This is a genomic window from Terribacillus sp. DMT04 (assembly GCF_019056395.1).
Lineage (GTDB): Bacteria > Bacillota > Bacilli > Bacillales > Amphibacillaceae > Terribacillus > Terribacillus aidingensis_A.
Genome location: NZ_CP077639.1, coordinates 2360095 through 2384040 on the forward strand (window position 1 = coordinate 2360095; position 23946 = coordinate 2384040).

Genomic DNA, 23946 nt, shown 5'->3' on the forward strand with positions numbered 1-23946 from the left:
GAGTAATATACTTGCATGTGCAACTTTATGGAGCTATCTGAAAGGAGCAGACCATGAACACGAGAAATGACGAGTTGGGTCTTCTTTTATCAAGAACTTATCTGTCCTTAAAGCGGGAAACGTCACGCATGCTTCAGCAATTCGAACTGACGCCTGAACAATTCTCTCTTGTTGCTGAATTGGACAAGCACGATGATGTCACGCAGAAAGAACTTGCTGATGTTACCGAAAGAGAGCAAACGACTGTTACTAAGATAGTTGATAAACTAGTTAAGAAAGGCCTCGTCAACCGGAGACATGATCCACACGACCGGAGAGCTATCCGCTTGCTGATTACAGAAGCAGGGCGGCAGTTGGTTTCTGAAATCATACCAAAGGTAGACGAAATTGAAACAAACGCGTATCAAGGTTTCCATCAAGAAGATATAAAAACACTGCATACTCTGATGCGAAAACTGCATCAGAATTTGCAGTGATTTTTTCGCTAAATACATGCACATGCAATTAAAATACAGTTAGGAGTTTTTATTTTGCGTTTACAACCTTTACGGGAAATGATGAAAATCCCGAATACAAAAGTAGGAATCGCTTTTGCTATTATCGTTCCGTTATTATTTGCTATTATTTGGCTGACAGGCTATCACGATGCTACGACGCATTTTGACCGTTTGAAAGTTGCTGTAGTCAACGAGGACGGCAATCAGGCTGATTCAATTGCAGAACAAATGACGGCAAATCTGCCGTTTTCTGCGGAAGCTATGTCCTATAAAGATGCACGAGAACAATTGGATGCAAATGACATCACCATGATGATTATTATCCCGGAAGCATTCACGAAGCATTTAGCTGCGCAAGCGGACACTTCTTTGGAATTCCATATGAACAGCGCCAATTCGCAGGTTGCTTTATCTGCAGCTGAAAGTGCAGCTCGGCAGATGACTGCCTCTATCGGCGGTTCCCATGTACAAGCAGATATTATTAAAGAAAATTCTATTTCTAATTTTGCTACGTCCATGGTACCAATGATGCTAGGTTTCATCGTATTCATTGCTTTCATGACAATGAATATCCAATTTAATATTGTCACACAAATCTTGAATCGCAAATTCGGCAAGTGGCAAGTCTTCTGGAATAAACAGCTGCTTCTGGCTATTATCGGTGTTGTTGTTCCAACAATTATTGTTACCATACACGCCCTTGCGAATGATACAGCTTCCTCATACATGCAGTTATGGGGCTTTGAACTGCTTGTAGCGTTTGCCTGTATCAGCTTCACACAAATGAGCTTTGCTATTTTCGGCAATGCGGGCGCTTTGTTCAACGTTGCAATGATTCCGTTCATGTTAATGACTGCAGGCAATATTATTCCTGTAGACATGCTATCTCCTGTGTTCCGTTTTATTGGAGATATTCTTCCTGCATCAAATGGTGTACAAGGATTTGCACAGCTTATCTATAATGGAGAAGGTGCATCTGCAAATGTTCTTCACCTTGTATTGATTTTGGTTGTTACATTTGCATTAACTTGTGCTGCAGTTATGCTGAAGAAACAGCACGTTCCATACGTTACAAAAGACAATAAAACAGCAGCAGTGTAAGCGTCATAGAAAAATCCAATCTTTACGTAGATTGGATTTTTTTATTTCATTAAAGTATTCCGCACATTAGCTGATCAGCAATTGGCAGCAGCCACTTCCTTCTAAACATATAAATCGAAACGATTATGATTTACAAATCGAAATGATTACGATAGAATAGTCTCTTGTGAACGAGTACGGAATTAGAAAGGTGATAGAAAATGGAATCTATCCTTCATATAAATAGTATTAACTTCTCTTATGAAAATAAAGCTGCGCTGCGTGATGTTTCGCTTGATGTAAAAAGCGGTGACTTCCTTGGTTTGATTGGACCAAACGGCGGTGGTAAAACAACATTGATAAAATTGGCGCTTGGACTTTTACAGCCAAACAAAGGTGACATTGAGCTCTTCGGTGAGTCTGTATCTTCCTTTAAAGATTGGAATAAAGTCAGTTTCGTTTCCCAAAAGGCGAGCTCCTTTAATAAAGCCTTTCCTGCAACAGTGTTTGAAGTTGTCGCAATGGGCCTTACGCCAAAAATCGGTTACTTTAAAAGATTTACAGCAAAACATCGAGCTGCTGTAAAGCAAGCAGTAGCGCAAGTGGACATGTCAGATTACTTGCACCAGAACATTAGCAGTTTGTCTGGCGGTCAGCAGCAGCGTGTGTTTATCGCAAGAGCACTTGTTAGCCAGCCTGAATTAATCATTCTCGATGAGCCAACAGTCGGCATTGACCATGCCAATGTCAAAGGCTTTTACGAATTGCTGCATCGATTAAATAAAGAGACTGGACTTACATTAGTCATGATTACCCATGATCTTGCCGGCATTGCACAGCATGCTTCCAAGCTCGTTTATTTGGATCAGCAAGTTCAATACGAAGGCGAACCTGAACACTTCACGCTTCCTGAAACCGACTTCCAAGTATTGCGGGGTATTCGAGCATGATTGCTGATTTTCTTCAATTTGAGTTTTTACGTAACACCTTATATACCGGCTTGCTGATCGGCTTAATTGCCCCGCTATTAGGATGCTTTATCGTCGTTCGCAGACTTTCCCTTATCGCTGATGCTTTATCACATGTTACGTTGGCTGGTATTGCATTTGGTTTGCTGCTTGAGAAAAAGATGGCAACACCTGTGCTGTCACCTTTTTATGCAGGACTCGGATTCTCTGTTCTAGCTTCCTTACTTATTGAGAAGCTTCGGAATATGTTTCGTAACTTCGAGGAAATTGCCATTCCGATTATTCTTTCTGGAGGGGTCGGGCTGAGTGTTATATTCATTTCCTTGGCAAACGGGTTCACGACTGACTTATTCTCTTATTTGTTTGGCTCTGTCTCCGCTGTTAGCAGTGAAGATTTACGCGTCATCTTGGTCATCAGCGTGATTGTACTGCTTGTCATCGGTATCTTGTATAAACAGCTGCTTGTCCTTTCCTTTGACGAAGAACATGCTCGTGTGAGCGGCTTACATGCACGTGTGATTCACTTTATCTTCATGCTGCTGACTGCTTTAGTAATAGCTGCCAGCATCCGTATCGTCGGCGTGTTACTTGTCTCAGCAATGATGACTATTCCAGTAGCAGCTGCTATCCGCGTAGCAAAAGGATTTAAGCAGACAATTATTTTATCTATTCTTTTCGGTGAAACATCTGTTATTGCCGGCTTGTTTTCTGGTTATTATTTCGAAATTCCGCCTGGAGGTACGATTGTTGTCGTGTCCATCTTGATTCTTCTGTTCAGTTTTCTAGCACAAAAGATTATGCTGGTCGCGAAACGGAATCGTGCATTTGAGAAAGGGGTATCTTGATGCAAGTGGATGAAGGTATTGCTGTTCTAAAGAAAAACGGTCACAAGTACACCGACAAACGAGCAGACATTCTTTCCTATTTTGTCCATGCCAAAGGGTATCGCAGTGCAAAAGCGCTGCTTACCTTTATGGAGACAAGCTATCAAGGCATCAGCCTTGATACTATTTATCGAAATCTTCGGCTGTTTGAGCAGCTGGAATTATTGGAATCACGTGAAAAGAACGGTGAAAAACTGTTCAAAATTGCATGTAAAAGCGGCACCCATCACCATCACTTTGTCTGCGAAAGCTGCGGACTGACCAAACCGCTCGAAAAATGCCCGCTGCCCGTTTACACAGAAGAACTTGCAGATTATCATATTCATACACATGCTTTTGAGCTTTATGGACTATGCCCAACATGTCACCATTCGTAAGGAGTCGATTTAAATGCCAATTATTACAGTTAAAATGCTAGAAGGCCGTACAGATGAACAAAAAGAACAAATGATTAAAAAAATGACAGAAGTTATGGTCGAAACAACCGGTGCTCGTACAGAAGCAGTGACTGTTGTTATAGAAGAAATGAACAAAGCAAATTATGGCCATGCCGGAAAACGGTTAATCTAATAAGCAGTATGCCTGAGCAGGCATACTGCTTTTGTTATTGAATTACTTCGTCCAGCACTTTTCGTTCTTCCTGATCAAACAAATTCTTTCCTTCCATATGCTGGACTTGCTTTTGCATATAACTTTCTATCATTCTCGCTTCTTCTTTATTTCCAACCAGGTGAATGCTCTTCCATTCTTTATCTTTTGCTAGCTTGTCCAGACTCGGTGCTAACGATTTGTACCAGCGCTTTTGATTCGCTTCGATGCGGTTCTCGATTGTATCCTTCTTTGATCCTTTGCCGCCCTTTCCTTTGACTGACAAAGCTCGCTGCGGACTGGCTTGCACCTTCCATTGTTCCGTGTCGAGATCCATCTCAAACAGCTTCGTTTCCTTTACCTTCCCGAGGACTGCATCTATAACTTTCACTTGATTCTTCTGTACGAGGATAACACCCGATTCCGGGAAAGTTTGATACAGTTTGCGGAACTGATCAAGCTTGGGCTCTGTTTCCCAGAAGAACTCCGTTGTCACTGGCATTTGCAAGCATTCGGCGAACCATATGTTATCTGCTGAAGCAAAAACAACACAACTCTTCTTCATGCTTTGACTATTATTTTCCAAGAAGGTCTTCACTTTTTCTTTTACTTTCAGAAACTGCTTCCGTTCCTCTTCATCATCTTCCAGATAGGCTTCAAAATTTTTTAATCCGTTTTTAACGTGTATCTTCCACTCGCCTCCCGTTTGATCGCGGTTGGCTGGATCTGTGTTCACATACATGCTAAGTACTTTCTGAGGATGGCGGCTGGCTTTTTGTGCGAGTTGATTCATTTCCAATGCGTAACACAAACTGCAATCACTCCTCTTCCAGATTTGCTTATGCAAAGCTTATAGCTCTACTTACCACCCGCACATAAGTTGAAACGTTAAAAGAGACCTAACTTAGGGAACAATGATAAGATATAATCACGTTACGATAAGGCTGTGAAAAATTATGTTAAAGCGCACCCGGACACAGATCCTGCAGTTTACCTCAATTGGCGTGCTGAATGCCGCAGTTGATTTAGTTGTACTTAATATTCTGCTACTTATCTGGCCGACCAAAAATAATTTACTTCTTTTACTTTTTAATACGATTAGCTATCTGGCATGTCTCTGGAATAGTTACTATTGGAATTCCAGATTTACTTTCCGGAATCAAAAGCAATCCAGTACAACAGAAAAAGGAATGTTCTTCGCACAAGGGTTAGTAGCATTAGTCATTAGCAATCTAGTCTTCCTTGCTGGTTTGTCTATCCTGCGAAGTTTGACCTTTGTAAACCTTCCCGCTTACGTAGATAATAATATAGCAAAGGGCTTGGCAATGTTTCTCTCATCCGCCAGCAGCTTTTTATTTATGAAATATATCGTGTTTAAGCGCAAGAAATAAGAAGAAGAGCCCGGGATAAAACAAGATTCATTCATCCAAAATGCGAACGATGACTAATTCTATACGTTTTCATGCAGCCCTCTGACGGCTGCTGGCTCTCCAACTTTAGCTGTTATCGCCGGAAAGAAATAGCTTTTGAAGTAAACATCGACAAGAAAATTGCTTCTTATTTTCGAGGAGTCTACGTATTCTGCCTACACGAGTGAAGGCTTACCATAATAAAAATGAGCGGAGTGTATTTCCAAAACAGTGCTCTCATCTTCGTTTTCAATACAAAAAATGCAACTAATGCTGCTGTTACTTGCAGTAGTGGTTGCATTTTTATATAGCTTAAACAGGTATGTCCGAGCCCCTTCTTAGGCGTGGACAATTAACACATGACGATTAACACATTTTATCTATTTGTTGCACCTGTGTATACCTTTATACGAAAGTGGACATATTGTATAAAAAAAGCAGCAGGTGAATTTGGAATGAAACATGTCAAAGCCATACTTTTAAAAGGAATATTTGCGTTTGCGGTTCTTTACCTTTTTGCAGGCTTATTCTATCAATTACCGCTCTCAAAAGTAGTACAGCTCACAGCTATTCTTACTGTGATTGGCTACTTGATTGACATGGCGTTGCTGCCAGGCAAGACAAATAAAATGACAGGATGGCTGGACATTATTTTCTACAGCTTTGTCTGCTGGATGCTGATTTCTCTTGCCGCTGATAGTATGGTGCATCCTTTGGTCGGTGCCATTCCGGCAGGCTTATCATTAGCCAGCATGGATGGAATGTTTCTGCATGCTTATGTGCGGAAATATGTAATCAGAAATGGTCGTGATCAGTACTATAATGTTATTTTCCTAGATCAGTTCCGAACAGGAATAGCTGGCGAACTGCCAATAAGAGGCCCGCAAAAGGACTAATTCACTGACCATAAAGGAAGCCCGCGGAATAAAATGCCGCGGGCTCTTTTTTATGCTTCCGGATCCCAATTGATGATAATGCCGCACTCTGTAAGACCGCCGCCGAATCCGTATAATAAAACGTTATCACCATTCTTGACCTTATTCTCCTGCAGTGCAAAGTCAAACGCCAATGGTATTGTTGCAGATGAGGTGTTACCTGCATAAGCCATACTAGTTAATGTTTTTTCAAGTGGATAATCTAAACGGTCACAAATAGATTCTACCATCCGCATATTCGCACTGTGCGGAATAAACCAATCAATATCATCCATTGTCATGTCGGCTGATTCCACTAACTTTTTAACACCTTTTGGAACTCCTGAAACGGCCCATTTGTAAACTTCCCGTCCATTTTGAACCAACTTACCAGGGTTAGCGAGTTCTTCACCATTCATTGTTGTGGAAATACCAGTTTGATAAAGATGGCGTCCGCCTTCCCCTTTCGTACCCATATGATAAGAGAAGAATCCAGGATTCTCTGCATCGTATTCCACTAATGCTGCACCGGCACCATCTCCGAATAGAATGCAGCTTGTACGGTCTGTATAGTCCGTAATCTTAGAAAGCGTCTCTGCTCCTAAGACAAGAATTTTTTTGTGCAATCCAGCAGTTATCAGCCCGTTAGCCATATGCAGTCCGTAAACAAATCCAGCACATGCTCCGCCTAAGTCGAGAGCTCCAGTATTCTTCAGACCAAGTCTAGCTTGCAGCTGACTGGATACACTCGGAAATTTATATTCACCTGTTACTGTTGCTACGAGAATCAAATCAACATCTTCTAAAGATTTGTTGAAGTTCTTCGCTAAGTTAAGCGCAGCCTGTTCACATAGGTCAGTAACAAATTCATCTTCTCTTGCAATTCTTCTTTCTTTAATACCTGTACGCTGAACAATCCATTCATCAGAAGTTTCGACCATTCTTTCGAAATCTGCATTTGTCAAAACCTTTTCTGGGATATATGTTCCAATCGCAGTTACGCGAGCTTTGGATTCCATTATATCTGCCTCCTTCACATCTGCATACATTATACCATCTAGTTTTAATACCTGGTACTAAAACGATTGAATTTCTTTATCTTTTTTTGGAATTTGCAGCTTGAGAAGCAAGCAATTCTACTACCGCATCATCCATGGGCGGATTATGCAAACCTGCACGTACATCCCGATAATGCTGTTCAAATGGCTGGTTTTTGGCCAATCCTCTTCCGCCGGCAATCCGCATCGCCAGATCGACCACCTTCACGGCAGCCTTTGTCGCATTGACTTTTACTGCAGCTAACTCTCCTGCCATCTGATGCCGTTTCTCAGGAAAGCTATCCCACAAGCTTGCAACATGATACATAAAATGTCTTGCCTGCATTAATTCTAAATCCATTTCTCCGATTTTCTCTCTAATATGCGGCACATGAATAATCGGCGTATCCAATGTGTTTGGCTGAAATTTCTGCGCAAACTGAATCGCTTCGTCACGAGCACTTTTTGCGATGCCTAGATAACAAGCAGGAATATGCAAAAGTGACCCTTTCGGCCCCGATTTCGTTTTCGTTTTCTCTACAAAGTATTCTGCTGGAACATGGACATTTTCCAGTACCAAATCATCACTGCCTGTTGCCCGCATTCCCATTGGATTCCATGTTTTTTCGACAGAAACGCCTTTTATTTCCCTGGCAATTAAAAAGCTTCCAACAGTGTCTTCCTCTTCTGCATATGCTGTCACCAGATAATAATCTAAATCAGCTGCCATTGATGTAAATGTTTTACGTCCATTTAGGATATATCCATCTCCGACTCTTTTTGCATGTGTTTCCGGAATGCCACCGCGAGTAGGGCTTCCTGTAGCTGGTTCGGAAGCTGCTCGGTTAACAATTTTCTTCTTCTGCACCACCTCTTGCAGAAATCGCGAAAACATGCCGGCTGGCCAGTTTGCATTCTCACATAAGTCCTGCATTGTACTTAGATGCCAGCCGATAGACAGAGCAGCAGCACCATCACCAGCTGCCAGTGTTTCCTGAGCCAGCAAAAAATCGTGCAAATTAGCACCGTCTCCCCCTTGTTCGTTAGGAATGGTCAGCAATGTATACGCAGCAGAACGGAAAGTATCAATCACTTTTTCTGCTAATCTCGCTTGTTCATCGCCAATGCTTTTATACGCTCTAGCTACATCAGCTACTTTACTCGCTTTTTCTATAATATGTACATTACTAGGAAAAATCATACCGCACCCTCCTCTTCTATCTGCTTCTATTTTAGATAAAGACTGAAGAAAACACAAAAAAACCCGCTCAGAGAGCGGGTTTGATTTACATGCCCATATGCATGTGGCCAGAAGTCATCAGCCAGTACGTACCAACAATGATAACTACTGCAATAAAGAATCCGAATAGGGTGTTACCGGAAATCAGTCCACCGTCTTCTCCTTCGGTCATGTGCATGAACATAACTAACTGCAAAGCAGCCTGGATCAAAGCGAAAATCAAGATAATGATGAAAATCGTTGATGATGACCAGTCAGTCCATAATGCTGTTGCGAAGGCGACGAGTGTCAACGCGATTGAGATCAAAAAGCCGATGAGATGCTTCCAAGGAAAATGTCCCTTTTTCGTTTGTTGACTCATATTAATTCACCATCCCCATCAAGTAAACGCATGTGAAGATAAAGATCCACACAACATCTAAGAAGTGCCAATAGAGACTAGAAATGAAGACTTTTGATGCTGTCTTCGGTGTAAGTCCTCTTCTTGCAAGCTGGATCAACAGCAAGATAATCCAGCCAATACCGATTGAAACGTGCAGTCCATGTGTTCCGAGCAAGATAAAGAACATAGACCAATGTGCACTTGTGCTAAGTGTAACACCTTCATGTACATAATGTACAAACTCATAAAGTTCATAGCCTATGAAGCCTGCACCTAGGATGAGTGTGATAATCATCCAGATCATGACGCCTGTTTTGTTGTTCGCACGCATTTCGTGGATGGCAATACCGCACGTGAAACTACTTGTGAGCAGCAGCATTGTCATAATCATAACAAGTCCTGCTTCGAACATCTCATTTGAGGTTGGTCCGTCACCTACACGTGCTTGCAACGCGAAATAGGATGCGAATAAAGTCGAGAACAAGGCGATCTCTGCACCAAGGAAAGTCCAGAAACCGGTAATATTCAAACGGCCGGTTTCTGACTGATATTCCAATGGAGCGTTAGGGTTCACATTGTGATCATGTGCCATTTCTTCACAACCTCCTTATTTATTCGCTTTCGCTTCTGTTTCTTTAATTTCTTCAACACTTACATAGTAGCCGTCATTGTAATCAAATGAACGAGCTATCATTGTGATGAAGATACCGATTCCGCCAACAATACCGATCCAGTACCAGTGGAATACAAGACCAAAGGCTGCAGCTCCCATCAAGACGGACATGATAACTGGTGTAACTGCGTTGTTCGGCATATGAATTGGTTTATAATCAACATTCTTCTGTCGATCAAGTCCCTTTTCTTTCATATCCCAGTACGGATCAAGTCCTGTTACTTCTGGAAGAACAGCAAAGTTATAGTGCGGCGGGATAGAAGAGCTTGTTGCCCATTCTAGGTTACGTCCAAGACCCCACGCATCGCCTGTCTTCTCTCTTGGAGAGAATCTCCAGCTGTATACGATGTTTGCAACGAAGATAAGGAATGCAAGCCCCATCATGAAAGCACCGATTGTAGAGATAAAGTTCAAACCGGTCCAGCCATCTGCCTCCGTATATGTGGAAATACGTCTTGGCATACCGTCCAACCCTAGGAAGTACTGCGGGAAGAAACATACGTTAAAGCCAATAATAAAGATCCAGAATGCCCATTTACCAATCTTTTCGTTTAGTTTGTGACCAAACATTTTCGGATACCAGTAAATCAAACCTGCAAAACAAGCAAATACTGTACCTGAAATCAGCACATAGTGGAAGTGAGATACCAAGAAGTACGTATTATGATACTGATAATCGGCTGCTGCCATTGCAAGCATAACCCCTGTTACCCCACCAATAACGAAGTTCGGGATAAAAGCAAGTGACCATAGCATCGGTGTCGTAAAGGTAATACGTCCTCGATACATGGTAAATAGCCAGTTAAAGATCTTAACCCCGGTGGGGATTGAAATTGCCATCGTTGTAATAGAGAAGAAACTATTTGCTTCTGCACTATTACCCATTGTGAAGAAGTGGTGAACCCATACTAGGAAGCTCAACACAGAAATCGTCACAATGGACACAACCATCGCTTTGTATGCGAAAAGCTGTTTTCTTGCGAATGTCGAGATGATTTCAGAGAAAATCCCGAACGCAGGAAGAATAACGATATAAACCTCAGGGTGACCCCATACCCAGAACAAGTTAACCCATAGCATCGGGTTACCATCACCTTGCAAGGTGAAAATTACAGAACCGAATAGTCGGTCAAATGTTTGCAATGCAAGTGCTACCGTTAGCACAGGGAAAGCAAAGATAATGATAAGCATTGTGATCAATGATGTCCAAGTAAACATAGACATTTTCATCAATGTCATACCTTTCGTACGCATCTTAAGGATGGTTACGAAGAAGTTAATACCCGTCATCAACGTACCGATACCAGCAATCTGAATAGCTAGTAAGTAGTAGTTCTGACCAGGACCAGGACTGAATTCATTCGTCGCAAGCGGCGTGTATGCTGTCCAGCCTGCATCCGGTGAACCACCGATGATGAAGGAAATGTTAAATAGAGCCATACCGACAAAGAATGTCCAGAAGCTCAAGTTGTTCAAATAAGGGAACGCTACATCACGCGCACCAATTTGAAGCGGTACAATATAGTTAATTAAACCAATTAAGAATGGCATCGCCATGAACAAAATCATGATTACACCATGTGTTGAGAATACCTCGTTATAGTGCTGTGGATCCAGGAATTCCATACCCGGTTTTGCCAACTGTGTACGGATCATTAAACCATCGATACCACCGCGGAAAAGCATTAAAAGGGCACTAAGGATATACATGATACCCAATTTCTTATGGTCGACAGAAGTCAGCCATTCTTTCCATAGCCACGTCCATTTCTTAAAATAAGTAAGGGCAGCTACAACGGCGATTGATCCAAGCAAGATACTAATCTGTGCGCCAAGAATCAATGGGTCGCCGGTAATGATAAACTCATTCCATTTTAAGTCCAAAACATTTCCCCCTCTCTCTGTTACTCGTGACTCGCATGTTCTTCATTTTCCATGTTTTCATGGTCCATGTTTTCATCCGAGTAGTCTACAGTATTGTCTTGCTCGTAATATGGAATCTCATCTTCTGACAAGATGTTTTGAGATTTGTCTTTCGCATGCGGGTTCTTCGGCTCATAGCCTAGACGTTCCCATGCTTCCAATGTGTATTCAGCATCTTTGGAATGATCAATCCATTGCAAATGCGTACCATTGAATTCAGCTGTTCCTTCATAAACGCCAGGAATCAAAAGATTGTCATACTCATATTGTGTCAGTTCTGGAGCAGAATCTTGAACTTCTTCTACCCACTGGTCGTAGTCTGCCTCTTCCTCTGCATACACGATAAAGCGCTGTTCGTTAAATCCTTCACCAGTGAAGTTTGCGTTTCGGCCATCGTACTCACCAGCTTCATCTGCTTGAAGGAATAGTGTTGTCTGCATGCCGGACATTGCATATTTCTGTCCGCCAAGACTTGGAATCCACAAAGCAGCCATGTTATCGGCAGATGTTAGTTTGAATTCCACTGGACGGTGAATCGGGATGTGCAGATAATCCACTGTTTCAATATCCTCTTCAGGATAAGTGAATACCCATTTCCAGTTGATGGATGTTGCTTCAATAACCAATGGATCTTCATTCGCAGCTTCAGCTGTCTTAGCTTCAGGCGCTTCCTCCAGGTTATAGATCGTTCTGACAGTAGGAATAGCCAAGATAACAACGATGATGATCGGGATGATCGTCCAAATCGTTTCCAGCAGCATGCTGCCATGAAGCTCTGGGCTGTACTTGTCATGATCCTTTCTTTCTCTGTACTTGACAAGAATAATTGTCAAGAGTACGAATACAACCGCTACGATTGTAAGCATGAAAATGATTGATAGAATAATAAGGTCACTCTGCTGACTTGCCACTGGTCCTTTCGGATCGAGTACTTCCGGTGTAGAACAACCGGCGAGCATTAGCGGCAGGGCAAGGAACAGTAGAAGACTTAAGGGTTTCAATTTTTTAAGCATGCGCCTGCTTCCCTTCCTTTCTTTACCTGAATCTGCGAAAAAGCGCTGTTTCCTCTCTGCATAAGAAAACAACCCGTTCGCTGTAATAGGGTTTTGATAAGTATTTCACATTAGAACTTCTGCATCCGGCAGGAACAGCAGAAACTCAACCTGAAACATACAAGCATACTGCCATTTAGGCAGTCTCTGACAACAATCCAGAAACTAGTGTAATACAAAGCAGCAAAAAACACCAGACTTGCCTAGTAAGTAAACAGTTCAATTATCATTCTAACACCAGTCAAATGAGAGAATAAGAACAAGTAGTGAACAAAATTTGAACGTTTGAAGTAAATGCGCATCCAGTAATTGGATAACAATCCGCTATCTGGTCATGCTGTAGTACACCGTATTGCGTACAGTCTTACGGTCAACACTCAAGCTGTCGCAGTAATGAATACCTTCCAACTGGTAACCAACGCGTTCGGCCACTGCCCTGCTTGCTTTATTCGCTTCATCACAAAGTATTTGCACCCGCTTCACACCAAGCACTGTAAAAGCGTATGCTGTGAGCGCGTCTACTGCTTCTGTCATATAGCCTTGACCAGTATAGCGCGTGTCCATCCAATAGCCAATCTCTACTTTTGGCACATCCCAGTCGATTGCATGAAAACCGCTGGAGGCAATAAACGCCCCTGTATGCTTGTGAAAGATGAGCATACGAAGGCCTGTCCGGTTGATCCAATTGGCAACTGATTCCCGAATATTTTCTTCTGTATCCTCTGGTGCAGGAATCTCCTGCACCCACGGCATCCAGCTTTTTAATTCCGTTACGGATGCTTTGATTGCATCATTAACTGCTTTCCCATCGCCAATTTCCGGCTTCCGAATAAGCAGCCGTTCTGTTTCAATTGCTGTTTTAAAATCTTGAAGTATTGGATTCAACCTCTTCTTACCTCCTCTAGTAATTTATTCTAGTATGAAGGAAGAATTTAGGGTGTGCAATACACTTCAAGCCAACTTCTGTTCCTTTTTCTCTTCGTGATAGGAAAGTGCTGATAATAGTATCCCAATAACAGAGATGACGGCCCCGCATATCACCAGCCACGAGTATCCTAAATTAGCATCCAGTATTATTCCGCCTAAATAGGCTCCAGCCGCATTTGCTAGATTGAACGCTGATACACTAGCTGCTGCTGCAATTGTCGGTCCTTCTTTAGCAGCCATAACAATCTTCGACTGTAATAATGGCGTAGTACCGAACGCGCCAGCCCCGAAGAGACCGATAATGAATACTGCTGTAACGGCATATTGTGTTGCTAGTGGGAACAGCAATAGGATGATTGTCAGTGTTGTAAATACATAAATAAGCGTTTTTGTTACATTGCCGCCCGCAAGTCGCGGAGTCGAAAAATTACCGATAACGCTGCCCATACCAAAAAAGAAAAGACTAATCATAATACCAATCCCGCCAAATCCAGTGACAGTCCGGAGCAATGGTTCAATAAAAGTATAAGCGGTAAATACACCTGAATAGCCAAATATGATGATTGCGATTGTTAATAGCACCTGTTTATGCTTAAAGACGCTGAGTTCCTGCTTAATCCGAGGTGTTTCTGCGGGTTTCGTATTTGGTGCACAGATGAACAGTCCAACTAGTCCTGCTAAACCCAAAAGTGCAATCAGCCAGAACACGAGACGCCATTCAATTAAGGATCCGAGATACGCTCCAAACGGCACACCGATCATAATAGCAATCGTAAGTCCGCCATTTACAGCAGCAATTGCTTGGACGCGTTTACGAGGCTCCACCAATTCACTTGCCATCACAAAAGCAAGCGCAAAAAATGGTCCGTGCATAAAAGCAGAAGCAACACGGGAGATGAGCAGAACAGAAAAGTTAGGCGCAGTAGCACTAACAATGTTGCTGCCGATGAATACCACCATAAACATTAGAAGCATCGGCTTACGCGGCAATTTTACAGACAATGTTGTCATAAGCGGACCAAAGACGGCTACTCCAAGCGCATACATGCTTACAACTAGACCTGCTGATGCAATTGTTACATGTAAGTCCCCAGCAATATGGGTTAACACGCCTGTTACAACATATTCTGTCGTTCCAATCGAAAAGGCACAAATCATTAAAACGACAATGACAGTGCGCGGTGAAAAACGGCTGCTAGTCAAGGACATGCTGACTCCCTCCTTCATTATCTGACTTAACATTGGCAACAATACAATAGAACAGCGGATGGTTCAAACTATAACTAGAATAATTAACAGAAAATATAGGAATTGCAGCCAAATAATTTAATAGGTTTTGAGAGAGTAAGCCTGGGGTATTTCCTTAGGAGATATGGCAGCGTTCAATCGCTGCGGGAGTACTTAAGGAGGAAATTGCATGCTTTATACTTTTATTGTCATTTCATTTATACTCGTGACGGTCGGGATTGCCTATTATTCCTGGCGAAAGACGCGAGGAATTGATCTTGCTACATCAGACGGTTATTTCTTAGGCGGCCGCAGTCTCACTGGTGTTGCCATCGGGAGCTCCATGCTTCTGACAAATTTATCTACGGAACAGCTTGTCGGACAGAATGGCCAGACATTTGCCGGCAACTTTACAGCTATGGGTTGGGAAGTGACGTCACCACTCGCTTTGTTCGTCCTCGCATTCCTGTTCCTGCCCCGCTACTTACGAGCAGGAATTACCACCATACCTGACTTTCTCGAACAGCGCTTCGACATGCGTACACGCCAATTTGTTTCTATTTTATTCATTATCGGTTATATGACTTCCTTCCTGCCGACGGTTCTTTACTCCGGGGCACTTGTGCTTGATTCCATTTTCAATATTACTGGCGGATTAAATATCAGCACTTTTTGGGCAGTAGCTATTATTGCAAGTATCATTGGATTAGTAAGTATGGGTTATATTGTTTTCGGAGGTCTGCGTGCCATTACAGCAGCAGATACATTGTACGGTATCGCACTCATTATTAGTGGTATCGGCATTGTGCTGCTCGGTTTGTGGACATTGGGAGACAGCAGTATTACTGGCGGTGTTGATAAACTCATCAATAATCATCCTGAGAAATTAAATGCCATTGACAGCAGCAATGATGCGAATGTACCTTGGCCGACCATCTTCACCGGTTTGCTCGTAAATAACTTGTTCTACTGGGCTGCTAACCAAGCAATTGTTCAAAAATCACTTGGCGCGAAGAATTTGGCTGAGGGGCAGAAAGGTGTTCTGCTGACAGGATTCTTCAAGCTGTTTGGTGTGTTGTATCTATTAATACCAGGAACAATCGCATTCCACTTATACGGAGACAGCTTAAAAACAGCAGATGATGCTTATCCGACATTAATTGTTGATTTGCTTCCAACAGCCATTACCGGTGTATTTGCTGCCATCTTGTTCGGAGCCATTCTTAGCTCGTTCAACGGAGCACTAAGCAGTACGATGACATTATTTACCTTAGATTTGTATAAACCTATTTTCCGAAAAAATGCAACTGACTCCGAGCTTGTAAAAGCAGGACGAACATTTGCAATTGTCGTTGGTGTTATCTCTATCATTATTGCGCCATTCATCATAATGTTCCCAAGCGGACTGTATAATTATCTGCAAGAAATGTTCGGGTTCATTAATGTTCCGATTGTAGCTGCGATCTTTATCGGGTTCTTTACGAAACGTGTTCCGGCGTTTGCCGTGAAGACAGCAATCGTGACACACTTGATCCTATATGGATTGTCTAAGCTCTTCTTCGGCGAGGTACACTTCCTTTATGTACTAGCCGTCCTATTCCCGTTCAGTCTGTTGTTCATGATTGTATTAGGGAAAATGAAACCGCGGAATGAGCCGTATGTCCTTGGAGATGCGGAAGTTGTTGACATGACGCCTTGGAAGTACGCAAAACCATTCGCCATTTTCATTACGATTTGTATGATTGGTTTGTATATACTCTTCTCTCCATGGGGAATTGCAGCATAAAGAAAAGCGACCTGCTAAGGGTCGCTTTTTTTACTGATAAAATTTCTGCTGTATATCTTGTGTGATTGCGGTGACTTCTTGCATACTGGCGGCATTCTGCTCAGCGACTGTTACAATATTGTTGATGCTGTCTGTTATACCTCGAGTGTTATCAAGCACGTCATACATAGCTGCGGCTATCCCCTCCACCTGCTCACTTGTGATCAGAATTTCTTTTTGCAGCTCCGCAAACGTGCGTTGTGTAGTTACTACCTTTTCAGATCCAGCCGCTGCGGCGGCATTACCTTCACCAAGCGCCTCAACTGCAGCTTTCGATTCTGTCTGAATAGCTTGAAATACACTCGTAATATCGCTCACAGCAATGCGTACTTGATCAGATAACTTACGCACTTCATCCGCCACTACTGCGAATCCACGCCCTTGATCCCCTGCGCGCGCTGCTTCGATGGCAGCATTCAAAGCTAATAAATTCGTCTGTTCTGCAATCTCCTTTATTGTTTTGAGCAATGTGCTGATTTGATCTGTTTTGCCATTCAATCCTTTTACCTTGCCAAAAGAAAACGTGATCTTGTCAGCTACCGTATTCATATGAAGCACAGAGTCGTCCATATGGGAAGCTCCTTCTTTTGTTAACGCATGCATTTCAGCCGCAACTTTTTTCGCATCTTCCCCTTTTAATGCGACCATCATCATGTTCTCAGCAAATTTCTGCATCGCAGCTGCCAGCTCAGCAGATGAATGTGATTGGTTCTCTGATCCAATTGTCACGCCTTCTAAAGCGGTTACAATTTGATGTAAAGATTTTTTTGTCTGCTCTATTAGAAATATTTCCGTATTATTTGCCGTTTCAATAGCTGGCTCGAGGGCCGCTGCCAGCTCTTCCTGTATAGGATCATTGGCAATAACAGCAGGTGTTTCTTCCGATGCGTTCCTTCTATATAAAAGTAAAATTGCTGCACTTCCGCTTGCCAGGTGAAGACCAATAATTAGATTCACCCATAAACCAAGCGAGAAAACCCTTTCATTTTGTAAAAACAAAAAAGCTGCATATAGATATCCTGCGCCCCACACACTCACTACAAGTTTCTTACTCATATACGCTCCCCTTTCCCCTCTTTTTTACTATCGGCTGAGAACAGTATTCTTTGAACCTTTTTCTACATTTTTCTCCAAAAAGCATGTAATTGCCAATCACATGCTATACTACAGCTGAATAAGGAGGCAGCAGCCCATGCAAACAATAGTAGAAGAAGCAGCAGCTTTCATCCAAGCGTGCTACCATGAACTCGGTAAATCTAGTCAGGCAATAGAAAGGCGTTTGTCAGAAATCAAACAGGAGATACAAGCAACTTCTGCCTATACCCATACTATAGAAGAAATAGAACATGGAGCGAGAATGGCTTGGCGAAATTCAAACCGTTGTATCGGTCGTCTTTTCTGGAATAGCCTTCATGTTCAAGATGCGCGACACCTAACAGATACAAACCAAATTATAGAACAGCTGTTCCAGCACATTGAACAAGCAACAAACAACGGAAAAGTACGACCAATGATTACGATATTCTCTCCCCATGCAAACATTCGTATATGGAATCATCAATTACTCCGCTATGCCGGGTATGAAACAGAAAATGGAGTTGTCGGAGATCCAGCTTCCATTCAATTTACTTCCATATGTAAAGAGCTTGGCTGGGAAGGGAAAGGAACTGCCTTTGACATACTGCCAATCGTTGTGCAAACAGGTAATCAAAAGCCTGTGTTAAAGGAAATACCAGCTTCCATTATAAAAGAAGTAAACATTGAACATGAAAACTATCCTGCTTTTAAAGAACTGGAAATGCGCTGGTATGCAGTTCCGATTGTGTCCGATATGAAATTGGAAATTGGAGGCATCACATATAGCGCGGCGCCTTTTAACGGCTGGTATATGGGCACAGAGATTGGAGCTCGAAACTTAGCAGATGAAGATAGGTATAACATGCTTCCACAAGTAGCAGAACTTCTCCATCTTGACCAAACACGTGCTTCTTCTCTATGGAAAGACCGCGCTTTAGTAGAATTAAATAGTGCTGTTTTGCAATCCTTTCAAGATGCCGGTGTTACGATTGTCGATCATCATACCGCCGCAAAGCAATTTGCACACTTTGAAAAACAAGAACAAAAAGCCGGTCGTGATGTAACAGGAATGTGGAGTTGGCTTATCCCGCCAATGTCGCCAGCCGCCACTCACATTTTCCACAAGCCATATTCCAATAAAGTCGTTAAACCAAATTATTTCTATCAAGAAAATGCCTATTGAAAAAAAGAGGCTGGGACAAAACAGGATTAATTCATCCTAAAAGCGAACAATGACTAGATCCATACTTTTTCATGCAGCCCTCTGATAGCTGCTGCTTTCTAAATCTAGCTGTTATCGTCGGACAAGAATGGCTTTTGAAGTAGACGCCGACAAGAAAATCGCTTTTTATTTTCGAGGAGTCTACGTATTCTTTCTATACTAGTATCGGTCCTCATAACAAGAATCAGCGTAGGAAATACACGGAAACTCTCGCGGGAGGAAGGCTCCCCAGCCGCCCGCAGGAAAGCGGAGTGTATTTCCGAAGCGATGCTCTCATATTCCTTTACAACGCAAAAATCCAAACAATACTGCTTTTAATTGCAGTATTGTTTGGATTTTTATATAGCTTAAACAGTTATGTCCCAGACTCCTCTTGCTTGTCTTATTTCAAAGCGTCGGAGATTTCTTTTACTTTTTCCATCTCAGATTCCAAACCGCCGCCTGATAGATACCAGTAACCTGGATCTAAGTACGTAATTTGGTTTTCTTTCGCTGCTGTTGTATCATTAACTAATTCATTATCCAATACTTTTTCAGCAGATGATGCACCTTTACCTACAACTGCTCCGCGGTCTACAACAAATAGATAATCTGGATTCTTCTCAGAAATATACTCAAAACCTACAGACTGACCATGTGTAGAAGATTCAATTGTTTCGTCCACAGTAGGCACACCGTAAACATCGTGGATTACACCGAAACGAGATTCCTTGCCGTATGCACTGACACTACCGTCATTAACAAGCGTAATTAACGCTTTTCCATCCATGTTTTCCGCTTTCGCCTTTAAGTCCGCAATTGCATCATCTACTTCAGTTAATGCAGTTTTGGCTTCTTCTTCTTTCCCTACAATTTGTGCAATTGTTTCTGTATTCTTCTTAAAGGAGTTCATGTAATCTGTTGTATCAATTCCGATATATATTGTCGGTGCCAGCTCACTAAGCTGCTCGTAGAAATCACTTTGACGACCGGAGATGAAGATAACATCCGGGCTAATTTCTGCTATTTTTTCCAGGTCTGGTTCTTTTAACCCACCGGCATTTTCATAGTCGCTGCCGCTGTATTTAGATAGATAGTCCGGCAGATTTTGCTGTGCAACACCCGTTACATCGACGCCTAGTTTATCTAATGTATCCAATGCGCCCATATCGAACGTTACAATCTTGTCTGGATTTTTGGCAACTTCTGTTGTACCGAGTTCATGCTCAATTGTCAGCTTCTCTTCTTTTTTATCTGCACCGCTTGCAGTATCCGAGTTGCTTCCGCATGCTGCAAGCAGCAAGACAAACAATAAACCAGTCATTAGCAATGTTAGTTTCTTCATAATAGATCTTCTCCTTTTTGTATGTAGTGGATGTATTTTTGGTTAAGTAAGACTGCTAGCTTCATAACGGCATCACCCCTTTAACCTGTCAATTGCTTAGAAATACACACAGATTCGATTACAGCTTATATTGTGCACGTCTATATCCAAATCATAGATTGACTTCAATACATCTGACTGAATAATATCGTCGGTTGGTCCCTCCGCTATAATGCTGCCATCTTTCATCGCCACGATTCGATCTGAGTAAACAGAAGCGAAATTAATGTCGTGAATGACAAGCAGTATTGTCTTACCGAAATCTTCGACTAATTTCCTTAGCAGTTTCATCATTTGGACTGCATGCTTCATATCCAAATTATTAAGTGGTTCATCCAGCAAAATATAATCTGTATCCTGTGCCAGAACCATTGCGATGAATGCACGCTGTCTCTGACCGCCACTCAGTTCATTCAAATACTTGTCTTCCAACTCTTCAAGATTCACATAAGCAATTGCTTCGCTAATCTTCTGTTCATCTTCCTCTGTCAGCTTCCCGCTTGAGTAAGGAAATCGGCCGAAGCTGACTAATTCTCGCACTGTCAGTTTCATTTGCACGACATTAGACTGTCGCAGAATCGCAATCGTCTTTGCCAGGTCCTTGCTCTTTTGTTTATGTACGTTCTTTCCATCCAAGTAGACAATACCATCATCTTGCTTCAACAGACGACTGACCATAGAAAGCAACGTACTTTTTCCTGCTCCATTCGGTCCGATAAAAGAAGTGATTGCTCCACGCTGCACCTCTACAGATACATCTTGTATTACTTTTTTGGAACCAAAATACTTGGAAAGTTTTTCTGCTACGATCATATCTTTTTACTCTCCTTTATTAGTAGATAAATGAAGTAGACGCCGCCGACAAAATTGATAATAACGCTAATCGGTGTCGAGAAGGAAAAGACCCTTTCCACAATCAGCTGTCCGCCGAGTAAAGCAATAATACTGAGTAAACTTGCAGCTGCCAGCAGATACGTGTGCCGGAATGTCTGCAGAAACTCTCTCGCTAAGTTGGCCGTCAGCAGACCCAGAAACGTAATGGGTCCCACTAAAGCTGTCGAAACAGCTACCAGCACTGCAATAACAAGAAACATTCGTTTAACAATTTTTTCATACGGTACGCCTAAGTTCACTGCATGATCTCTGCCGATTGACATGACATCAAAATAATGACGATAACGGAATATGTATACACATAACACTGCTATGATAACAGTTGATAGAAGCAGTAAATCAGTATTCACATTCGTGAAGCTAGCAAACATCTTATCTTGTATTAATAGAAACTCATTTGGGTCGATAATCATCTGCATGAATGAGGACAAACTACTGAAAAATGTACCTAGCACAAGTCCGACCAGCAAGAGCAAGAATAAGTTATTATGCCCTCTGCGGAACAATAGCTGGTAAAGCCCAAAAGCAAACCCGACCATAAGCAATATAGTAAGGAAGAAATACGCATCACTCTGCATAATGACAAATGTTCCTGAACCAAACAGGAATACAACAATTGTCTGGATAAACATATAAACACTATCAAGACCCATAATACTCGGTGTTAAAATCCGATTATGCGTTAACGTCTGGAAAACAACTGTTGATACGCCGATAGACACTGCGCATAAAACCATAGCCAAAATCTTCTCGAGTCGTGTTCGCAGCAGATACTCCATTGCTTGGAAATTCATATGGATGAATAAGTACAGGCCAGCCAATGACAAAGCGACAAGGGTTAAAATAATAATCTTTCGCTTAAGCATAGGCGTTCCTCCTTAATAGCATATAAAGGAAGATACCCGTTCCGATGACCCCTACCATTAATCCAACTGAAATTTCGTATGGGTAGATAATGATCCGCCCTGCAATATCACATACGAGTAAGAATAACGCCCCGAGAACCCCAGTATGCCAAATGCTCTTTTTCAAATGATCACCGCGGTACATGCTGACGATATTCGGTACAATCAATCCGAGAAACGGAATGGTACCCACAGTCAGGATGACTACTGATGTAATAATTGCCACAATAATCAATCCTATATTTACCACATACTTGTAAGGCAGCCCTAAATTGGTAGCAAAGTCTTCACCCATACCCGCGACAGTGAACATGTTAGCGAATAAGAATGCAAGAACGAGAAGCGGAACACTTATGTATAGCAATTCATAGCGCCCTTCCATAATCAAGGAAAAGTCTCCTTGCAGCCAAGATGACATGTTCTGTACCAAGTCAAACTTAAGAGCAAAAAACGTGGCAATAGAACTGACTACGTTCCCGAGCATAATACCGACCAAGGGAATAAAAATGGTATCCTTTTGCTTCAGCCTTTGCAGAATTCCCATAAACAGCAATGTGCCGAACAGTGCAAAAGCAGCAGCGATGCACATCTTCAAAATTGGACTTGCATCTGTAAAGAAAAGCAAGGATACAAGAATGCCTAATCTTGCCCAATCCATCGTTCCAGCTGTTGTAGGAGATACAAATTTGTTTTGTGTCAGCTGCTGCATAATCAAACCACAAATCCCCAAGCTTACCCCCGCCATGATAATACTTAGCATTCGGGGAAGCCGGCTGATTATAACGATGTTCCAGGCTTCTGGTTCCATGTTCCAAAGTGCAGAAAATGTGACGTTTTCTACACCTACAAAAAGGGAACAACCAGCTAATAGAACAGTAACAATTACTAAATACATTAACTTCATACGCGACAACCTCTTCAGCAGCATCATTGATACTGATATTCATTATCAATTAGATTCTCATTTTAGTATAGTGAATGAGAATAGCATCGTCAATAGGTTATTGGAAATCGTTTCAATTTTTCAATATTCCTATCGAAATTCTTTAACATAACAAAGGAGCGTTCACATGTTACCCCTGTTTGAGAAAAACGATATTCATGCTGACAACAAAGAGCTTCCTGACTGGGCACTAAAGGCCTATCAGCCATTCGCTGAAACAGTTAGTAAAAAAGATTTTCCTTGCTATTTTGGTATTGCCGCTCAAAAAAAAGGTGATTTGCGCTATGGATTTATTCCTCATAATGACTGGAAAGGCGCACTGAACGTGATCAATGCATTTACGCAGTTAATGCACACACAGGAAAAAAAGGTGCGGCGGGGATTATTTTTATTTTTTGAACCTGAAAAGGAAGAAGAAGACTTAGCTTACTACCAGGATTATTTCTGGCGGTTTCTGCAGGAGCTGCATGAAGTCGATGATGTTCCTTGGCCGCTTGAGCGTCCGCGTGATCCTGATCACTTTTTGTTTGACTATCACATCGGCGGAGAAGCTTACTTTCTGTTCGGTAATACGCCGGCATACAAACAGCGCATCACACGTGACTTGGGCCCTTCTCTTGTTATTGGTTTGCAGCCGCGCAGTATCTTTGACGGACTTGAAGGAGATAAGCCAGCAGGTGTAAAATCCAGAGGCTCGGTACGGGAGCGTGTTGAACACTGGGATCAGCTACCAAAGCATCCTGATATCGGACATTTCGGCGATCGTGATCATCGGGAATGGAAGCAGTACTTCATTGGAGACAATGCCGAACCTGATCTCGGTAAATGTCCATTTCATCATAAGGAACTAAGAGATACATAACTTTTTTTAGATAGCGGATACTAATTGTTATCTGCTTGAAAAGGAGGTATATCT

The 23946-nt window shown here is 42.2% G+C and carries 25 protein-coding genes; 11 read left to right on the plus strand and 14 right to left on the minus strand.

Annotation, left to right across the window (positions count from 1 at the left end; translation table 11 throughout):
- Positions 1 to 53: 53 nt before the first annotated feature.
- The 6 genes from KS242_RS12515 (at position 54) to KS242_RS12540 (ending at position 3999) form a co-directional block, all read left to right on the plus strand.
- Positions 54 to 476, plus strand: coding sequence for a MarR family winged helix-turn-helix transcriptional regulator (locus tag KS242_RS12515; protein ID WP_217321633.1), 423 nt, complete (start codon positions 54 to 56; stop codon positions 474 to 476).
- Positions 477 to 530: 54 nt separating this feature from the next.
- Positions 531 to 1598, plus strand: coding sequence for a YhgE/Pip domain-containing protein (locus KS242_RS12520; protein WP_254391701.1), 1068 nt, complete (start codon positions 531 to 533; stop codon positions 1596 to 1598).
- 200 nt (positions 1599 to 1798) lie between these two features.
- A complete protein-coding gene (locus KS242_RS12525; RefSeq protein WP_217321634.1) occupies positions 1799 to 2527 on the plus strand; it encodes a metal ABC transporter ATP-binding protein in 729 nt (242 codons plus the stop codon).
- Positions 2524 to 3390 carry a metal ABC transporter permease gene (locus tag KS242_RS12530; protein WP_217321635.1) on the plus strand — a complete coding sequence of 289 codons (867 nt, stop codon included), beginning with the start codon at positions 2524 to 2526 and terminating at the stop codon, positions 3388 to 3390. The genes KS242_RS12525 and KS242_RS12530 overlap by 4 nt, the downstream gene beginning before the upstream one ends.
- Positions 3390 to 3806, plus strand: a complete 417-nt coding sequence (locus KS242_RS12535) for a Fur family transcriptional regulator (RefSeq protein WP_217321636.1) — start codon at positions 3390 to 3392, stop codon at positions 3804 to 3806. Before KS242_RS12530 ends, KS242_RS12535 begins: the two co-directional genes overlap by 1 nt.
- 13 nt (positions 3807 to 3819) lie before the next feature.
- Positions 3820 to 3999: a 2-hydroxymuconate tautomerase gene (locus tag KS242_RS12540; RefSeq protein WP_217321637.1), complete on the plus strand. Its 180-nt coding sequence runs from the start codon at positions 3820 to 3822 to the stop codon at positions 3997 to 3999.
- Positions 4000 to 4033: 34 nt separating this feature from the next.
- Here KS242_RS12540 and KS242_RS12545 read toward each other — a convergent pair whose 3' ends face one another.
- Positions 4034 to 4828: a VLRF1 family aeRF1-type release factor gene (locus KS242_RS12545; RefSeq protein WP_254391702.1), complete on the minus strand. Its 795-nt coding sequence runs from the start codon at positions 4826 to 4828 to the stop codon at positions 4034 to 4036.
- Positions 4829 to 4973: 145 nt separating this feature from the next.
- Here KS242_RS12545 and KS242_RS12550 point away from each other — a divergent pair, with 145 nt between their 5' ends.
- Positions 4974 to 5408, plus strand: a complete 435-nt coding sequence (locus KS242_RS12550) for a GtrA family protein (protein WP_217321638.1) — start codon at positions 4974 to 4976, stop codon at positions 5406 to 5408.
- 473 nt (positions 5409 to 5881) lie between these two features.
- A complete protein-coding gene (locus KS242_RS12555) occupies positions 5882 to 6322 on the plus strand; it encodes a DUF2512 family protein (protein WP_217321639.1) in 441 nt (146 codons plus the stop codon).
- A gap of 50 nt (positions 6323 to 6372) precedes the next feature.
- On the opposite strand, the gene KS242_RS12560 is transcribed toward KS242_RS12555, so the two are convergent.
- From KS242_RS12560 to KS242_RS12595, 8 genes are all read right to left on the minus strand, one after another.
- On the minus strand, positions 6373 to 7359 hold the full coding sequence (locus KS242_RS12560) for a ketoacyl-ACP synthase III (RefSeq protein WP_217321640.1): 987 nt from the start codon (positions 7357 to 7359) through the stop codon (positions 6373 to 6375).
- Positions 7360 to 7435: 76 nt separating this feature from the next.
- On the minus strand, positions 7436 to 8578 hold the full coding sequence (locus KS242_RS12565) for an acyl-CoA dehydrogenase family protein (RefSeq protein ID WP_217321641.1): 1143 nt from the start codon (positions 8576 to 8578) through the stop codon (positions 7436 to 7438).
- Between the two features lie 85 nt (positions 8579 to 8663).
- Positions 8664 to 8978, minus strand: coding sequence for a cytochrome aa3 quinol oxidase subunit IV (gene qoxD / locus KS242_RS12570; RefSeq protein WP_217321642.1), 315 nt, complete (start codon positions 8976 to 8978; stop codon positions 8664 to 8666).
- Between the two features lies 1 nt (position 8979).
- On the minus strand, positions 8980 to 9591 hold the full coding sequence (qoxC, locus tag KS242_RS12575) for a cytochrome aa3 quinol oxidase subunit III (protein ID WP_217321643.1): 612 nt from the start codon (positions 9589 to 9591) through the stop codon (positions 8980 to 8982).
- A gap of 15 nt (positions 9592 to 9606) precedes the next feature.
- Positions 9607 to 11556: a cytochrome aa3 quinol oxidase subunit I gene (gene qoxB, locus KS242_RS12580; RefSeq protein WP_217321644.1), complete on the minus strand. Its 1950-nt coding sequence runs from the start codon at positions 11554 to 11556 to the stop codon at positions 9607 to 9609.
- A gap of 20 nt (positions 11557 to 11576) precedes the next feature.
- Positions 11577 to 12608 carry a cytochrome aa3 quinol oxidase subunit II gene (gene qoxA / locus KS242_RS12585; protein ID WP_217321645.1) on the minus strand — a complete coding sequence of 344 codons (1032 nt, stop codon included), beginning with the start codon at positions 12606 to 12608 and terminating at the stop codon, positions 11577 to 11579.
- A 363-nt stretch (positions 12609 to 12971) separates the two neighbouring features.
- A complete protein-coding gene (locus tag KS242_RS12590; protein ID WP_217321646.1) occupies positions 12972 to 13532 on the minus strand; it encodes a GNAT family N-acetyltransferase in 561 nt (186 codons plus the stop codon).
- A gap of 66 nt (positions 13533 to 13598) precedes the next feature.
- Positions 13599 to 14783 (minus strand): MFS transporter, encoded by a 1185-nt coding sequence (locus tag KS242_RS12595; protein ID WP_217321647.1) that lies wholly within the window; start codon positions 14781 to 14783, stop codon positions 13599 to 13601.
- Between the two features lie 208 nt (positions 14784 to 14991).
- Here KS242_RS12595 and KS242_RS12600 point away from each other — a divergent pair, with 208 nt between their 5' ends.
- Complete coding sequence (locus KS242_RS12600; protein ID WP_217321648.1) at positions 14992 to 16587, plus strand: solute:sodium symporter family transporter; 1596 nt, start codon at positions 14992 to 14994, stop codon at positions 16585 to 16587.
- Positions 16588 to 16617: 30 nt separating this feature from the next.
- Here the strand turns inward: KS242_RS12600 and KS242_RS12605 are convergent, their stop codons facing one another.
- A complete protein-coding gene (locus KS242_RS12605) occupies positions 16618 to 17682 on the minus strand; it encodes a methyl-accepting chemotaxis protein (RefSeq protein WP_217321649.1) in 1065 nt (354 codons plus the stop codon).
- 136 nt (positions 17683 to 17818) lie between these two features.
- Here KS242_RS12605 and KS242_RS12610 point away from each other — a divergent pair, with 136 nt between their 5' ends.
- On the plus strand, positions 17819 to 18886 hold the full coding sequence (locus KS242_RS12610; protein ID WP_217321650.1) for a nitric oxide synthase oxygenase: 1068 nt from the start codon (positions 17819 to 17821) through the stop codon (positions 18884 to 18886).
- A gap of 421 nt (positions 18887 to 19307) precedes the next feature.
- Here KS242_RS12610 and KS242_RS12615 read toward each other — a convergent pair whose 3' ends face one another.
- The 4 genes from KS242_RS12615 to KS242_RS12630 form a co-directional block, all read right to left on the minus strand.
- Positions 19308 to 20249 carry a siderophore ABC transporter substrate-binding protein gene (locus tag KS242_RS12615; RefSeq protein ID WP_217321651.1) on the minus strand — a complete coding sequence of 314 codons (942 nt, stop codon included), beginning with the start codon at positions 20247 to 20249 and terminating at the stop codon, positions 19308 to 19310.
- A gap of 96 nt (positions 20250 to 20345) precedes the next feature.
- Entirely contained in the window at positions 20346 to 21101 is a 756-nt protein-coding gene (locus KS242_RS12620) for an iron ABC transporter ATP-binding protein (RefSeq protein WP_217321652.1), read from the minus strand.
- Positions 21098 to 22048 carry an iron chelate uptake ABC transporter family permease subunit gene (locus tag KS242_RS12625; protein WP_217321653.1) on the minus strand — a complete coding sequence of 317 codons (951 nt, stop codon included), beginning with the start codon at positions 22046 to 22048 and terminating at the stop codon, positions 21098 to 21100. Before KS242_RS12625 ends, KS242_RS12620 begins: the two co-directional genes overlap by 4 nt.
- A complete protein-coding gene (locus tag KS242_RS12630; RefSeq protein WP_217321654.1) occupies positions 22041 to 22991 on the minus strand; it encodes an ABC transporter permease in 951 nt (316 codons plus the stop codon). The genes KS242_RS12625 and KS242_RS12630 overlap by 8 nt, the downstream gene beginning before the upstream one ends.
- Positions 22992 to 23157: 166 nt before the next feature.
- Here KS242_RS12630 and KS242_RS12635 point away from each other — a divergent pair, with 166 nt between their 5' ends.
- The gene (locus KS242_RS12635) at positions 23158 to 23892 is read left to right on the plus strand and encodes a YqcI/YcgG family protein (RefSeq protein WP_217321655.1); all 735 of its coding nucleotides are present in this window, start codon (positions 23158 to 23160) and stop codon (positions 23890 to 23892) included.
- The last annotated feature ends 54 nt before the right edge of the window (positions 23893 to 23946 follow it).